Annotated in this window: 15 protein-coding genes and 1 pseudogene; 9 read left to right on the top strand and 7 right to left on the bottom strand. The window is 64.0% G+C overall.

What is annotated here, in order from left to right; genetic code table 11:
* Window positions 1-148: 148 nt before the first annotated feature.
* Complete coding sequence (locus AC0B44_RS20080) at window positions 149-3,163, top strand: Tn3 family transposase (protein ID WP_471904534.1); 3,015 nt, start codon at window positions 149-151, stop codon at window positions 3,161-3,163.
* 427 nt (window positions 3,164-3,590) lie between these two features.
* On the opposite strand, the gene AC0B44_RS20075 is transcribed toward AC0B44_RS20080, so the two are convergent.
* Entirely contained in the window at window positions 3,591-3,962 is a 372-nt protein-coding gene (locus AC0B44_RS20075) for a hypothetical protein (protein WP_219129087.1), read from the bottom strand.
* Here AC0B44_RS20075 and AC0B44_RS20070 point away from each other — a divergent pair.
* Window positions 3,955-5,679: an LGFP repeat-containing protein gene (locus tag AC0B44_RS20070; protein WP_471904533.1), complete on the top strand. Its 1,725-nt coding sequence runs from the start codon at window positions 3,955-3,957 to the stop codon at window positions 5,677-5,679. The two genes, AC0B44_RS20075 and AC0B44_RS20070, sit on opposite strands and share 8 nt — an antisense overlap.
* A gap of 465 nt (window positions 5,680-6,144) precedes the next feature.
* Window positions 6,145-6,450: a hypothetical protein gene (locus AC0B44_RS20065; protein ID WP_378527735.1), complete on the top strand. Its 306-nt coding sequence runs from the start codon at window positions 6,145-6,147 to the stop codon at window positions 6,448-6,450.
* A 725-nt stretch (window positions 6,451-7,175) separates the two neighbouring features.
* On the opposite strand, the gene AC0B44_RS20060 is transcribed toward AC0B44_RS20065, so the two are convergent.
* Together AC0B44_RS20060 and AC0B44_RS20055 are read right to left on the bottom strand one after the other, a co-directional pair.
* Window positions 7,176-7,817 carry a helix-turn-helix domain-containing protein gene (locus tag AC0B44_RS20060; RefSeq protein ID WP_471904550.1) on the bottom strand — a complete coding sequence of 214 codons (642 nt, stop codon included), beginning with the start codon at window positions 7,815-7,817 and terminating at the stop codon, window positions 7,176-7,178.
* Window positions 7,791-8,200, bottom strand: a pseudogene (locus AC0B44_RS20055) (recombinase family protein); the annotation flags it as partial. The pseudogene AC0B44_RS20055 and the gene AC0B44_RS20060, both read right to left, overlap by 27 nt.
* Window positions 8,201-8,436: 236 nt before the next feature.
* Here AC0B44_RS20055 and AC0B44_RS20050 point away from each other — a divergent pair.
* Window positions 8,437-8,940, top strand: coding sequence for a hypothetical protein (locus tag AC0B44_RS20050; RefSeq protein WP_471904532.1), 504 nt, complete (start codon window positions 8,437-8,439; stop codon window positions 8,938-8,940).
* Window positions 8,941-9,101: 161 nt separating this feature from the next.
* Here AC0B44_RS20050 and AC0B44_RS20045 read toward each other — a convergent pair whose 3' ends face one another.
* Window positions 9,102-9,629 carry a TetR/AcrR family transcriptional regulator gene (locus AC0B44_RS20045; protein WP_471904531.1) on the bottom strand — a complete coding sequence of 176 codons (528 nt, stop codon included), beginning with the start codon at window positions 9,627-9,629 and terminating at the stop codon, window positions 9,102-9,104.
* On the opposite strand from AC0B44_RS20045, the gene AC0B44_RS20040 reads away from it, so the two are divergent.
* From AC0B44_RS20040 to AC0B44_RS20025, 4 genes are all read left to right on the top strand, one after another.
* Window positions 9,630-9,956, top strand: a complete 327-nt coding sequence (locus AC0B44_RS20040; RefSeq protein ID WP_471904530.1) for a hypothetical protein — start codon at window positions 9,630-9,632, stop codon at window positions 9,954-9,956.
* Window positions 9,957-10,706: a flavin-containing monooxygenase gene (locus AC0B44_RS20035; RefSeq protein ID WP_471904529.1), complete on the top strand. Its 750-nt coding sequence runs from the start codon at window positions 9,957-9,959 to the stop codon at window positions 10,704-10,706.
* A 58-nt stretch (window positions 10,707-10,764) separates the two neighbouring features.
* Window positions 10,765-11,628, top strand: a complete 864-nt coding sequence (locus AC0B44_RS20030; RefSeq protein ID WP_471904528.1) for a short-chain dehydrogenase/reductase — start codon at window positions 10,765-10,767, stop codon at window positions 11,626-11,628.
* A gap of 378 nt (window positions 11,629-12,006) precedes the next feature.
* Window positions 12,007-12,330, top strand: coding sequence for a hypothetical protein (locus AC0B44_RS20025; RefSeq protein WP_471904527.1), 324 nt, complete (start codon window positions 12,007-12,009; stop codon window positions 12,328-12,330).
* Window positions 12,331-12,420: 90 nt separating this feature from the next.
* On the opposite strand, the gene AC0B44_RS20020 is transcribed toward AC0B44_RS20025, so the two are convergent.
* Together AC0B44_RS20020 and AC0B44_RS20015 are read right to left on the bottom strand one after the other, a co-directional pair.
* A complete protein-coding gene (locus AC0B44_RS20020; RefSeq protein WP_471904526.1) occupies window positions 12,421-12,747 on the bottom strand; it encodes an AzlD domain-containing protein in 327 nt (108 codons plus the stop codon).
* Window positions 12,740-13,447, bottom strand: a complete 708-nt coding sequence (locus AC0B44_RS20015) for an AzlC family ABC transporter permease (RefSeq protein ID WP_471904525.1) — start codon at window positions 13,445-13,447, stop codon at window positions 12,740-12,742. The genes AC0B44_RS20020 and AC0B44_RS20015 overlap by 8 nt, the downstream gene beginning before the upstream one ends.
* 392 nt (window positions 13,448-13,839) lie before the next feature.
* Here AC0B44_RS20015 and AC0B44_RS20010 point away from each other — a divergent pair, with 392 nt between their 5' ends.
* Window positions 13,840-14,178, top strand: coding sequence for a type II toxin-antitoxin system Phd/YefM family antitoxin (locus AC0B44_RS20010; RefSeq protein ID WP_471904524.1), 339 nt, complete (start codon window positions 13,840-13,842; stop codon window positions 14,176-14,178).
* A 371-nt stretch (window positions 14,179-14,549) separates the two neighbouring features.
* Here the strand turns inward: AC0B44_RS20010 and AC0B44_RS20005 are convergent, their stop codons facing one another.
* Entirely contained in the window at window positions 14,550-14,783 is a 234-nt protein-coding gene (locus tag AC0B44_RS20005; RefSeq protein ID WP_471904523.1) for a hypothetical protein, read from the bottom strand.
* Window positions 14,784-14,798 lie beyond the last annotated feature (15 nt).

Below are 14,798 nucleotides of genomic sequence, written 5' to 3'. Positions count from 1 at the left end.
GCGGCATCGCGAGACGCCGACCCGAACGATATGAACCATCACGCGCCCCGACCGGCTCGGGGTAGCCGTAGTACTCGGGAAAAATCGGGCGGATATGGCCAGGTAACCTGCTGACCTGGGAGTCTTCGTACTCAGGTGGGAGATGCGGGTGGCAGGCCAGGTGTTCACCGAAGAAGAGTTGATGTCCCTGCGGAGGTTCCCGGAGATCGGGCGGGAGGAGCTGTTCCGCTTCTTCACATTAACCCCGGCCGATGCGGCGTTCGTCGACCCAGGTCGAGGTCGCGGTCCAGCCGACCGGCTGGGTCTTGCTGTTGCCCTGTGCACGCTGCCGTGGCTGGGTTTCGTACCCGATGACGTGACCTCCGCACCACGGTCAGCGGTTCTGCGGCTGGCCGAGCAGCTTCGAGTCGATCCGGATGCGATCGGCTCCTACGGGCGGCGAGCAAAGACCCGCACAGATCATTTACTACTGGCGGCAAGGTATCTCGGGTGGCGGACGCCGACGACGTTGGAGCTCAAGGAACTCGACGAGTTCCTGTTGGCGCGGGCGATGGAGCACGATTCGCCGACCCTGCTGTTTCGGCTGGCCTGTGAATACCTGACCTCGGCGAAGGTGATCCGGCCGGGTCCGCTGACGGTGGTCAAGCGGATTGCCCATGCACGAGAGGTGGCGCAGGGAGAGACATTCACCCGGCTGGCGCACGAATTCACCGCCGAACGCCGGACCGGACTCGATGGCCTGCTGGTGACCGATCCGATGATCGGAATGACCCGGCTGCGGTGGCTGGGTACCGGACCGGTGGAGGCCTCACCCGCCGCGGTGAAGGCCGAGATCGCGAAGTTGGAGTTCCTGCGCTCCCTCGGCGCGGACACCCTGGATTTGTCGGCACTGCCCGCGGAGCGGCGCCGGTTCCTGGCCACGATGGGTCGCCGCCTGACCGCGCAGGCGTTGACACGACGTGAGCCGCAACGGCGGTACCCGATCCTGCTGACGCTGGTGGCGCAGTCGGCCACCGAGGTACTCGACGAGGTGATCCAGTTGTTCGACCAGGCCATCTCGGCGCGGGAGAGCAAGGCCGGACACAAGATGCGCGAAGCGCTGGCCGAACGCGCCAAGTCCGGGGAGGACCGGCAGTCGCTGTTAGACGCGATCCTAGCCATCGTCGCCGACCCGGCGGTGCCGGACGAGCAGGTCGGCGCACTGATCCGCGGCGAGAAGATCGGATGGCAACGGTTGCGGTCGGCGCAGTCGACCGCGCTGCCACCATTGCCGCGCGATCACGGCCACCTCGCCTCGCTGGACGGCTCCTACGGGTACCTGCGGCAGTTCACCCCACAGGTGCTGGCAGCAGTGACCTTCGCCGGCGGCACCGCCGCCACCGAGCTGCTGGGGGCGGTGGCGATCCTGCGGCACTTGAATGCCACCGGTGCCCGCAAGGTCCCCGACGATGCTCCGAACGGGTTCGTACCCGCCCGCTGGCGCGGCTACCTGGACACGGCGACCGAAAGCGGCAACACCAGCGCGTACCGCCACTACTGGGAGCTGTGCGTGCTGCTCGCCTTGCGCGACGGGCTGCGGTCGGGGGATGTGTGGGTGCCGGGCTCGCGCCGCTACTGCGATCCGGCCGCCTACCTGCTCACCCGCGAAAAGTGGGCCGACCAGCGTGCAGAGTTCTGTCGACTGGTCGGCAAACCCGCCGACGCCACCACCGCGCTGGCCCAGCTGCAGGACGAGCTGCACACGGCGCTGGGCGAACTGGAACAGACTCTCAGCGAAGGCGATGGCCCGGTCCGCCTCGATGAGCGGGGCGATCTGGTGATCTCTCCATTGCCTGCGGAGGACGTGCCAGCCGAGTCGGTGGCACTCAAGGCGGAGCTGACCGAGATGCTGCCGTTCGCGCCGATCGTGTCGCTGTTGATCGAGATGGACCAGCGCACCGGGTTGCTGGACTGCTTCACCCACGCTGGCGGCAAGGCGACCCGCAGCCCGGAGCTGAAACGGAATCTGATCGCGGTGCTTCTGGCGCACGCGACCAACCTCGGGTTGACCCGCATGGCGGATGCCTGCGGCATCTCCTACGACACGCTGGCTTGGACCGCAGAGTGGTACGTGCGGGAGGAGACACTGCGGGCGGCGAACCTCGCGCTGATCGGCTACCACGGCGTGTTGCCGCTGACCCCGATTCTCGGCTCCGGCACGCTGTCGTCCTCGGATGGGCAGCGGTTCCCCACCCGCGGAAAATCGATCACGTCCAGGGCATTGAGCAGGTACTTCGCGCACGAGGGGCTCTCGACGTACACGCACGTGACCGACCAGCACACCACCTACGGGACCAAGATCATCGTCGCGACGAAACGCGAGGCGCACTATGTGCTCGACGAGATTCTCGGTAATGCCACCGATATCCCGATCACCGAACACGCCACCGACACGCACGGGGTGACGCTGGTCAACTTCGGCCTGTTCGACCTGCTGGGGTTGCAGCTCTCCCCGCGGATCCGGGATCTGGGCAAGATCACCCTGTACCGGACCGGCCCGAAATCACAGGCAGAGGCAAAGTCCCCGCTCGCGGGGCCGCTGCTGACCCGGCGGGCCAACCTCGAGCTGATTGCCGCGCACTGGGACGATCTGTTGCGCCTGTCCGGATCGCTCAAGTTCGGGCATGCCACCGCGTCGCTGCTGGTCGGCAAACTCTCCGCGTCGACCCGGCAGAACGCGCTCGCCGCAGCCCTCAAGGAGTACGGTGCGGTGCGGCGCACCATCTACGCTGCTCGCTATCTGTCCGATCCCGCGTACCGACGCAGGATTTCCCGTCAGCTCAACAAGGGCGAGTCGCTGCACGCCCTCAAACGTGACTTGCTGTATGCCCACGAGGGCACGATCCGTGCCCGCCACCTCGAGCAGCAGACCGAGCAGGCTTGGTGCCTGACGCTGGTCACCAACGCTGTGGTGACCTGGACAACCGAGTACTACGGGCTGGCGGTCGAGTCGATGCGCAGGTCCGGACGGGCTATCGACGACGAGGTCCTGACCCATATCTCCCCGGCGCACAGCGAGAACATCAACTTCTTCGGCTCTATCGACGTCGACATCGAGGGTGAGCTGGCTCAGCTCGGCCCCACCGGTTACCGGCCGCTACGGATTGCCGACACCCTGTTCTGAGCGCCGCCTGACAGAGACCAACCGCGCCCGATGGCAGGTTCCCGGGCAGGAGCGGTTTACGGATTCGGCGCTCGACGGTGTCGGTCGGTGCGCGATGACAGCGGTGGTGGACGCCCTCGACCAGAACCCGTCATGGCGCTATTCCAGTACGTCCAGGGGGCGAGCCCGTCGGCGTGCTCGTCGCGCAGCACGCCAGCAGGCAGAGCCGTACAGCCCCGTTTCGAGATCGTGGGCGCGGCACATTGCACGCCGAACGCGACCCGGGATCGGACTTCCTCAACATACTGAACATTTGTTTTCTGTTACCAAAGTGATGCCTGATGCGTTTGCGCTTCATAGGAAAGCGTTTACGTTTTGAGGCAGCGATGGCGCCGCCGCTGACCCTGTACCACTCGAAAGACAGTAGGTGTCAGATGGATTTGCACACTCAGCGTGGTTCCTTCATGTCTCGACACAGATGGCTGGGCCGGTGTGTGGTCGCCGGCACGGCTGTGGTGATGATTGCCGCCGGGGAGTCGGCAGCGCTCGCACAGCCGACCACCACCAGCCCGGCCGCTCCCACGACCACCACACTCTCGACCGCCCCAGACCTCGCACCGACGGACAGGCCAGTCGAGACCTCGGCTGATCCCTGCCTGGCACCCACGACCACACCGTCGTCCACCGCGACCGCGACGACGCCGCCATCCGTGCCGTGCGCGACGACTCCACCGGCGCCCGAGCCCGTGCCGACAATCTCGGCGACCGCTGCGGCGCCGCAGCCTGCGCAGGCCCCGGCGGTTCCCACGGAAGTGAGCACCCAGACCCCGGAATCGGGGCCGACAGAAGTACCACCGATCAGCAAGGTTCCCTACGCGGCGGGCCCCACGGAGAATCCGAACGCGACGATCGTGCCCGGACAGATGCGGTCCGACCGGCAGGAGATCCCGGAGCCGTTCACCAAGGCCGACGCCGACCTGGCCGAGACATTGGAGGCTCAGGCCCAGGCCTCCCGGTCTGCGTTCGCGCCGATGGCGTGTCAGTACTTCTGGCCGTCACCGCATATCGTGTGCGGGGCGATCCTCGACAAGTATCTATCCCTCGGTGCGGAGAACAGCTTCCTCAAGCACCCGATCAACGTCGAGCTGTCCAACCCCGACGGCATCGGATCCCGCCAGGAGTTTCTTGTCGGGCCTATCTACGCACATCCCACCGCCGGCGCTCACCCGGTCGTCAACAGCTTCATGACCAAATGGGGCTCGTTCGGCTGGGAGGCCAGCTTTCTGGGCTATCCCACCACCGATGAGATCGTCAATTCCGACGGGATCGGTCGCCGCCAGCACTTCCAGAACGCGGACATCTACTGGCACCCTGTCGCTTCACCTGGAGCAAATGTCATCGGTGGTGCGATCCGGGACAAATGGGCACTGACCGGTGGGGAGGGACCCGGCGGCCTGCTCGGGTACCCCATCACCGACGAGATCTGGGTCGGAGCCAGCAGCGAAGGCCGCATGAACCGCTTCGAACGCGGCGTCCTTTACTGGCACCCCAACCACGGAGCATGGCCCGTGACCAGTCCGGTCCTCGACGAATGGTCTACAGCAGGCTACGAGCAGAGCGTCTATGGATATCCTGTATCCGATGCGAGCCCGAACGACATCGGAGGAACGTTTCAGGCCTTTGAACATCGGGACATTGAAACGCCTCGTTCACCCGTCAGGTCAGCGTACTCCTGCATCGACGTTGCGCTTAGCACGGCCCAGGACTCCGGATTGACCTCCGGCTTCCAATTTGGTTGCACACCGTTCGGCGTAACGGTCACAGGCGCAGGCGGGCAGAATGTCTTCGTGGTACCGGATTCCGAGGAATTCAACCAGGCCCCGTCAATACCACGCCTCAACAACTCCACAATAGAGTGCGACACGATGGAGCCGACCAACATTTCCGCGCCGAGCTTGAACGGACCGCGTGTATCCAAGCATGTTGATTTGTGTATCGGTGCCGCATCCAGCTCGGGGCAGGTCGAGTGGAGCAAAGAGTTCGCCTTCCAAGTTGCAAACATTCTCGACAATAGGACTAACCAACGGGTCGAGACCAGAGTGACTACCCTCGGCTTCCCGTCACGGACTTTCGCTCTGACCTACCTAGTGCGACAGGATATTTCTAGAGCCGGGGATCGGACTGTAACGGAGAAGACCCTCGTTAATTCTGGGACGGACACCAATCCGGCATACAGCACCTATAATACTCCGCTTTCTGAGGGAAAATATTTCGTCGAGGTAATCAATCTCGGACTGGAGATTCCGTCGCTCGGATACGACCAAACATTTGGCGGGCTTCGGTTCGCGATCGGTCGGTACACTTGTTCGGAATATTCAGGAAGCGGGCTGGCGACCTCTGCCAGTGGACAAACCCCATCGACGACCACACATAAACTGCGGCTCACGCGCAGCGAGCCAAGTGGGACATGGCCGAGCGGGAGTTTCACGGACGGGAAACCAACCAATTCTCGAAACTCCCGCTCCTTGTCGACCTGACGGTGCGCCTGATGCCATGGAGGTCCCGAGCATCACCGAAGCGAGGTCGGGAAGGCAGACGATAGGCGGTAGCAAGGAAGCTCGCCCTAAAACACCTTTTCTTCTTATAACCTCAGTACGAGAGGTATCATGAGCTATTGGGACAACCTCTGCGAAACACGCTCCGTTTCCAGAATTCAGCAATTCGACCACATTGAAGAATCCGGGATCTCCAGTATCCTTATAAGGCCGTCGGGATACTTCTTGATAGAAATCGAAGGCCAAACGTCAAGAGACGGAATTCTACGGTTATTTCTTGCAACTGTCGCACCTATGGAATCGGCGTGGGAGGTGTTAGTCGACGGAGTCGAATACAGTCGCAATGTGGGACGAGTTGGGATGAGCTGGTTGAGGGCAGATGGAGAATCCTATACGACGTCTGCTCCCTACGTTCCGCGGCCACACTATCTCTGCCCATCTAACCTTGTGTTCTACGACAACCTGCCGATCTGGGGATCCACCATCGAGCGCTATGCTCGCGACTTCATTCCCGATCGCGTGTCTATGGGCAACGAGCGCTACAGTCGAATTTTGTTCCGTCCGGACGAACGTCGACAGGGCGAGGGTAGTCGAGCGGAGATAATTATCGATTTGCTTCACCGGATAGCGGTCTACTACAAGATCGACCATCCCGATGGGGCAGGCATCGAAATGGCAGCCTCCAAGGCCCGAATCATATCCGAACCCGGGAATAGAGAGACCGAAGAGGTCTACGCGATCGATTTCCTTTAACGATCGGTCCCGTCGACTACCTTCTCCAGGTTCTCATCTGGAGAACAAACAGGTCCGCCGCTGGCCTGTACGCGCTCAGAGCCAGTTGCTACCGCTCGCACCGCATAAGAGACGCCCGGACCTAGGCCCGAGATATGATCTCTTTGCCCATCGTGGACGACGATCATACGCCTCCAGGAGTGTGCAGCAGTGGACCACTACCATCGAGGTCGTGGCGTGGTTGATATTCTGTGCTTTCGGCGTTGTGGCATTGGTGGCGTGTGTGGTTCTGCCAAAGGGCTCCCGACATGAGCGGACCCCTGAATCCCCTTGGTTCTGGATGGTATTCCCTGTCACGTGCCTCATGATCGCAACCTCGGTAGGGGTCTTCATGGCCTGGCCACAGGCCATGAGCAGTTCCGGGAGTCTCTGGTGGGACTTGTCCGGTCCGAGAACACCGACAGGGCAATTCCTGTCGAGCGAGCAGTACCACGAGATCACCATGTGGAATCGGATGAGATGGCTGCTACCGGTGGCGTCTGTCGTAGGAATCGGGCTGTCCGTGTGGGCGTGGCGTCGAGGTCGCGTATAGGTGCACCTGCCCAACGTCGACGCAGAGTGTCGGCGGCATGTGAATACTGACCCCGGCATGGCAGGCGGGCGAGTTCTGTTGCACCTGCGTGGGGTTTTGATTATGTGGACAACTCGGCGCGGGCAAGAGGCGGACCCAGGACCCGACTGGCCATTCAGGCATGTTCGGGGCACAGCAGCGTTGGGTCCGTTTGCCATCCGGCGTCGGTGAGCCACTGTTTTACCGGATCGGGCAGGACGTCGTTGGTGTCGATTTCGGCGGCGAATTCTCCGGCGAGGATGGGGCCGTCTCCACAGACGGTGCAGGCAACATCGACAGCAGGTTCTTCAGGTTGGCAATTGCGGCAATGGTTTCGAGCGACGATTTCGCCAGGGACGTCGAGGTCTCGGTGTAGCCAGGTGACGGCCACGTCGGCGCGTTGGTGAGCGGCCTCGGATCGGGTGCTGGGCTCGTGCCCGCAACTCGGGCAGGCACCCCGTGTCTTCCGCACCGGGACGGGGTGCTCGAGTATGTCCAGGCCAAGGTCAGTAGAGGTCGTTGTCTCGGAACCTGCCGATACATCGTCGGACTTGCTCAGGTGCCCATAAAGAGTGGTGCGGCGCACGCCGAGCAGTCCGGCGATCTGGGCGACAGTGTGCGTGTTGGCGTCGTAGAGACGTTGAGCGTGCTCGACCTGCTCGGCAGTGAGTTTCGGTGGGCGCCCGCCCTTGCGGCCGCGAGCCCTGGCTGCGGCAAGCCCATCGCGGGTGTTGGCCACGATCAACTCGCGTTGGAGCTCGGCGAGCACCGAGAGCATCCCGAACATGGCGCGGCCCTCTGCGGTGGCGGTGTCGATGCCCTGTTCGAGCACCTTCAGGCCGACGCCCTTTTCCCGGAGTTCGGCGCCGAGGCCGATCAGGTGCAGTACCGAGCGGCTTAGCCGGTCGAGGCGTGGGATCGCGAGTTGGTCTCCCTGTCTCAGCAACCTGAGCACCAGATCCAGTTGGGGCGGGATGCCTTCGCGCCGGAGGCGTGGTCCACGTGGATGTTCTCGTCGGCAACGCCGGCCCGGCGCAGTGCGTCGATCTGGTGATTCGGGTTCTGGTCGCCGGTCGAGACGCGGGCGTAGCCGATCAGCACGTGTCGAATATCCGACGGTGGGGTTATCCGACGTAGATTCTCGACACGGGTATTCAACATCCTTGACCTGGATAAACGGTTTCACGCTAAAGCTTGTCGAGAGACGAAGGTTTTTCGACACGACCAACGGGGACGGTCGCCATCTCGGCCGCATCCCCCGCCACCTCCCGGCCGCCGGCCACTCCCTCGCGGTTCCACAGACCATAGGCGTGCACTCAGCCATATCCGCCCGATTTTTCCCGAGTACTACGGCTACCCCATTCCGGATCGAATTTCGTCAACCGAAAGGAAACACCATGCATGTCTCCAAGAGGCTTTCGATTCTTGCCGGTGCGGTGCTCGCTGCCGCCGGTGTGGCCACAGCGGGAGCCCCAGTTGCCGCAGCCGAGCCCCTCGGCCCCACGCTGACCTCCACGCCGATATCCGTCTACCAGATACCGGCACTCGGCATCCACCTCAACGGCCTTGCGGTGCCAGGGCCCTTGATCATGTCGGTCGACGCATCGTCTCCGGAAGCGGGGAAGACGACCTTCACCCTTGCCGTCGATTCCGAAGAGATGTGCTTCACCACCGCCGCCTACACGCGCGTCCGGATCGACTATGCGAATCTGGCCAACGGCACCCGCGGGTCCACGAGCGTCGAACCGTGTGCCGGACTCGGTTTGCCGCTGCCCGACGAATCCACGGTCACGACCGGGTCGGGGCCCGTGGTCCTCACCATCGCCATCGTCGGGCAGGAAGGCTATCCCGGCGCCGGGCAGCCGTCCCTCCCCGGCATCGGCGGTTTCATCGCTCCCTGACCTCCGTCCGCCTCCCGCACATCACCAGGTCGGGACCGGGCGGTCGACGATCGCCATCGCTACGCGTGACCCGCCACCCGCGATGTCGAGGGTCCGGCCGTCCGGTCCTGCCGCTCGACGGACGGTCTGCATCCGGTCGGACCCACACCCGACCCAGCACGCTAGCGTGTGATCCGCTCGGCCAGGACGACCAGTGTCTCGCTGAGAATCTCCCGCACCTGGTCCTGGGTGAGGGTCTCGTGGTCCACCCATTCACGGACGGCCGCCTTCATCCCGCCGTACGCGCGGACCGTCGCCAGCGCGGTAACCCGCGCGTTTCCGGTGCTCGCGAACCCGATCGCTTCGAGAACCCGTTCGGCCGCCTGATTGTCGGCCTGGTCGAGGATCGCCCGCAGTTCCGGATCGTTGCCTCCCGCGTCCACCCCCACCGCGAGCCAGGTCCGGCCGTGGGCGGCAAGAACCGTCATGAGCCAATCGACCGACGCGGTAACCCGTTCGCGCAGTGTCCCGTCGGGTAGGTCCACCTCGTCGAGCACGGGGACGAACATCATTGCTCGCACGACGTCGAGGTACAGGTCTCGCTTGGTCCCGAAGTAGTGGTGGAGCAACCCTTGGGCAACGCCGGCTTCCTTGGCGATCGCTGCCATCTGCACGGATCCATAGGGCTGCTCACCGAACACCCCACCCATGTGCTGATCACCGCCGCGGGTGTGTACGGCGAGGTGCGCTACCCGGCCATCCCCGGCCGAGACACCTTCGCAGGAACCGCATTCCACTCCCTCCACTGGGATCACGACTACGACCCCACCGATGACCGGGTCGCGGTGATCGGCACGGGGGCATCGGCCGTCCAGATCGTCCCCGAATTGCAACCGGTGGCGAGCCGACTGCTCGTCTTCCAGCGCTCGGCACCATGGATCATCCCCCGCATGGACCGGACGACCAGCGCACTCGAGCGCCGTATCATCCGCCGGATGCCGCTCGTCGGCAGAGCGATGCGCGCCGCCTACTACTAGATGATCGAGAGCTTCGGACTGGTCGGCTTCGTGAGCACCCGGTTCCGGCATCCATTCGAACTCATGGGGCGCTACCAGCTTCGCCGACAGGTACGTGACCCGGCGCTGCGCCGGAAACTCACACCCGACTACACGATCGGCTGCAAGCGCGCGATCTTCTCCGACGACTACCTGCCGGCCCTGACCGAACCCAACGTGGACGTCGTCACCGCACCCATCGCCGCGGTCCGGCCACACTCGGTGGTGACCGCCGACGGCGTCGAGCATCCCGTGGACACCATCGTCTACGCCACGGGATTCGCCGTGCCGCCGGCCGTCTACGAACGCATCCGGGGAGTCGACGGTCTCAGCTACGCCGACCTGTACCGCAAGAGCCCGTCGAGCTATCTCGGGGTGACCCTCACCGGTTTCCCGAACTTCTTCCATACCCTCGGTGCCTTCGGTGCGGTGGGGAACCAGTCCGCGATCTACATGATCGAGGCTCAGGTTCGCTACATCGTCGAAGCAGTCGTTGCGATCCGACGGAACCGGTTGTCTCGCATCGAAGTACGGCAAACCGTGCAGGACACCTTCGTCGACGAGATGAATGCGCGCAGCGTCGGGACCGTGTGGCTCACCGGAGGCTGCGACACGAGTTACTACCGCACGGTTGACGGCAGGAACACCGGTCTCTACCCCGGGTGGAGTTTCGAATACGCACGCCGCGTCAAAAAGTTCGACCCCACCCACTTCGACACCGAGGTCCACTGATGTCCTTCACCATCACTCGCCTCGGCGACGTCCAACGCCCTCCGTGCAGGACCGCTCGATGAACACAGCGTTCGTCGGTCGCCGTTCACGAATCAACCTCGCGGGCAAGGTCGCCCTCGTCACCGGAGCGGCACAGGGCATCGGACGGGCGGTCGCCGAGGATCTCGTTGCGCAGCAGGTGAAGGTCGCGATCGTCGACGTGGACCGCGGCGCGAACGAAGCACTCGCCGCCGCCCTCGGCGACAGGACTCTCGCGATCACCGCCGACGTCCTGGATCGCCAGGCCATGACCACTGCGGTTGCGAGCACCGTCTCCCGGTTCGGGGGTCTCGACGTGGTGGTCGCCAACGCCGGCGTCACCCCCACTCCGGCCACCCTCCGCACCATGAGTGACGACGAATTCGACCGAACCATCGGCATCAACCTCACCGGCGTCTACAACACGGTCCGGCCCGCGCTGGATCACATCGTCGCCACCGGCGGTCACGTGGTCGTCGTCTCGTCCTGTGCTGCCTTCGCGCCGGGAGCGGGCGGCTCCCCGTACATGATCAGCAAATCCGCGGTCGAACAACTCGGCCGGGCGCTCCGTGTGGAACTGGCCGCACACGGCGCCACCGCGGGAGTCGCCTACTTCGGTCTCGTCGACACCGCGATGACGCACGACATGCTCGATGCCGACGACCTGGGGCGCGAGGTCGAAAAAATGCTTCCGTGGCCGTTGAACCGCCGCATCACCACCCGTCAGGCCGCGGAGACGATCGTGGGCGGCATCCGCCGCCGCGCACCGATGACCATTGCGCCCGCCGGGTGGCGGCAGTACTCCTGGCTGCGTGGCCTGGTCAACCCCGTCGTCGACCGTCGCATGGCATCCGACTCCCATCTGCATCGGCTACTCCGGGAACTCGAGGCACGCGCGCGGTGAGATGCGCCCGGCCGACGTGTGCCCGCTTTGCCCCAATCGGGGAATCAGGACCGGGCTGTTGCTCTCGAGAGCGCGCAGAAATCTTTTGTGCCGACTACGAACCGGCGTAACGGTTGACGCCGAACTGTCGAAAAACCCGGTATGACACACGTACTGCGCTTGGCTGGAATCGCTTGCCTCTGCATCGTGTTCGCAAGCTGCAGTTCCGACAACGAGTCCACTTTGTCCCCTTCGGTGACTTCTGAAACCTCAACCACCACAACGACCGCGCCTGAGACCGGACTCGCGCCGGATACCACAGCGGAGTCGGTGGAACCTCCGGTGATTTCGCCGGACACGACTGCTCCGGTATCCGAAACAGTTGCAGGGGAAGCGCCTGTGACCGCAGAGCCCTACATCGTCGATTGCCAGATGGGCCTCGGGCCGATCGAGACGTACTGGTCGGACGGCTCCGTCACCGGATACTCCGACTACTGTCAATCCGTTCACGATCAAGTTCTTCAAAGCGAAGTCGACGCGAATACGCCCGTGTGCGACGGCACGGTGTGCCGGTACCCGTCCGGGGCAACGATTCCGGATCCGAACGCAGCACCCGACGACCGGTGCACCAATCAGATCAACTACGCAGGTGATCCGCGATCCAATGCGGAAATCAACTCCATCGGCGAAGCAACCGGCCAATGTCCCGCACCGATCTCCTGATTGTGGTCGCCTCGCGCCGCTCGATCTCTCATGGTTCGGTCCCGTCTCGATCGAGGCCACTGCAGCCCGGAGCGAAAGAGCGTTGTCGGGTCACGCAAACCCGAACACCGCTCGCGCCAGCGCAGTCACCACCGCCGCGGCGATGATCACCACCAGCAGAGGAGCCCGAAACCACGCCAGCACCCCAGCGGCCGCCACCCCGAGCACCCGAGCCCAGCCCGCGAACCCCTGATCTTGCAACAGTGTGGTCGTCGCCATCACACCCGTCAGCAGAAGAATCGCCGAATCATCGACGACGCGTTTGGCGCGCGGCGACTCCGTCCAGCGGGCCGGCAACGCAGGACCCACCCAACGCAGAACGTACGTTCCCACCGCGAGGAAAGCAGCGGCAGCGCAGATCACCCATAGATCAGGCATCCTCGACCTCGGATTTCTCCGCGCCTACAGCGGGATCGGCGGGGCGGGGACGCATCAAAGGGAGGGCGAGAAGCGCCAGGACCGGGGCGAGACCTTCAGGAAGGACGAAGGCCGAACCGACCGCGACCACCGCGGCGGCGAGACAGCCGTAACGAGTACGTGGGTCGCGAATCCCCGACATGATCAGGGCGAGAATCACTGCGGGAAACATGGCGTCGAGACCGATGACGGCGACGTCGAACATGCGACCGATCAGGGACCCGAGCAGGGCGCCCACCGGCCAAGTAAGCAGGATGCCGAGTCCCGACCGGGTGTATGCGAAGCGACGCTCCGCGTGTGTTTGCTGCGCCGCGGCAAACGCTACGGTTTCGTCGTTGATCAGATGAATTCGCGCGAACCGCTTCCACCCGGTGCCGAGGACATCGTTCGCGGCCAGGCCGTAGGGCAGATGACGGGAATTCACGGCCAAGGCAGCCGCAGCAGCGACCCAGGAATTCCCGCCGCCGGCGAGCAGACCCACGAACAGCATTTCCGAGGACGCAGCCAGAACGAAAAATCCCACCACAGGAGCAAACCAGACCGGCAGTCCGGCGTTCACCGACATCGCTCCGTACGCGACACCGACGACGAAGACTGCGCCGGCGACCACTGCTGCTTCGTACAGCAGGCGACGCCGCGAATCAGCGACCGATTCCGGCACCAAAGTTCCTTTCCGGGAGTGTCATCCGGCGTGCGGTCGTCCTGTTGCTGGGCTGCGAACGAATGACAAGGGGGCTGGATCGCCCGCAAGGTTAGCGGTTTTGCGGGTGGGAAGCCGCCCGACCACTGACCGTCATGGCGATGTCGGTGCCCGGATCGAGTGCCGAATCTGCCCAGTCTGAAAACCGCGTCCCGACCCGTACCGTCGGACATACGTGCACAGTTCTCGATTTGTACTGTCTCGCGCGTCTCCTGCCCGGTCCTGTCGCTCGCCCTCCGATCTATACAGTGGCTCTGGAACTGTGATGCGCCGCGTCGTGTCCCCGGCCTGTTTCCGGCCGGGGGTGCGAAGATGCCGGGGGTCGGTCGAGCAGGGGAATGGAGTCGACGGGAGTGCGAGCAACCACGGTCAAGTTCGCTCGCGAGCAATTGGGTGCGCTGGTGCGGGAAGTCAACGACGATACCGTCGCGGTGGAGATCACCGGCAAAAACCATGAGGCTGTGCTGATCTCGAAAAAGAGGTACATCGCGCTCCAGGAAGCGACCTTTCTCCTCCGTTCACCCGAACTGATGGACAGTCTTCGGAAGGAAATGGCGCGCGCACTTCTCGAAGCGCAATCGGACACCTCGTCGGACGTGCCCGCCGACAAATCCGAGAAGCCGGAAAAAACAGCGCGACGCCCAGCGAAACGATCCCGGAAGCAACGAAAGAAGAAGCAGAAAAAGGCTTGATCGTTCGCGGACCGGCGTCGGATACACCTACCGCGCCTGCACCCCACAGGTCCTCGACGCACGGCCGCAACGATCCGTCTATCCCGCGAGAGTGGCGAATCAAATTCGGGGACAAGCTCACTGCGCCCGGCGCGAGTTCACCGCGCAGCCCAGCCACCGCCGCGTCGTGAGAGGCCGCGTGCTCGGCGGCCGAACAAAAGGTCGACCGATACGGCAGCACCCTCGATTCCGCGATCCGAAGCAACCGACAATGCCGTGGTGAAGGACAAACACGTCGACGACGACCGAGATCGTCGATCCGCCGAGGGTGATCGCCCCGGCCGGGCCCCACTCGAACCGGGCGGAGGCACCCAACTGCCGGTGAGCCGGGTTCATGCGCCAGGGTGTGCTTCCGGGTTGTTCGTTCGCGCCCGATAACCGAACACGACACTGCAGATCAGTCCTGACACGACCATCGACCCGGACACCATCCCGGGAACCGTGTGCTGAAATGCGAGCACGACGCCCCATATCGCCAGCACTCCTCCGAAGGTGACCAGCCAGATGGCGGTCACGGCGGTACGTGCGCGCGCGGCGCGCGGCGTTGCGTTGTCTCGGTTCGCCATATGCCCTCCGCGGTC

It is taken from the genome of Rhodococcus sp. NPDC019050 (assembly GCF_055664235.1).
Note: the sequence above shows the minus strand (reverse complement) of the source record. Positions and strands in the feature narration are given on the sequence as shown.

What these genes read in the sequence shown, in the direction of transcription:
- AC0B44_RS20060 (WP_471904550.1), bottom strand. Translation starts at nt 7,817, where the DNA reads ATGCTCTCGGTGCTCGCCGAGCTCCAACGCGAGTTGATCGTGGCCAAC.
- AC0B44_RS20050 (WP_471904532.1), top strand. Translation starts at nt 8,437, where the DNA reads ATGCATGTCTCCAAGAGGCTTTCGATTCTTGCCGGTGCGGTGCTCGCT.
- AC0B44_RS20045 (WP_471904531.1), bottom strand. Translation starts at nt 9,629, where the DNA reads ATGGGTGGGGTGTTCGGTGAGCAGCCCTATGGATCCGTGCAGATGGCA.
- AC0B44_RS20035 (WP_471904529.1), top strand. Translation starts at nt 9,957, where the DNA reads ATGATCGAGAGCTTCGGACTGGTCGGCTTCGTGAGCACCCGGTTCCGG.
- AC0B44_RS20030 (WP_471904528.1), top strand. Translation starts at nt 10,765, where the DNA reads ATGAACACAGCGTTCGTCGGTCGCCGTTCACGAATCAACCTCGCGGGC.
- AC0B44_RS20020 (WP_471904526.1), bottom strand. Translation starts at nt 12,747, where the DNA reads ATGCCTGATCTATGGGTGATCTGCGCTGCCGCTGCTTTCCTCGCGGTG.
- AC0B44_RS20005 (WP_471904523.1), bottom strand. Translation starts at nt 14,783, where the DNA reads ATGGCGAACCGAGACAACGCAACGCCGCGCGCCGCGCGCGCACGTACC.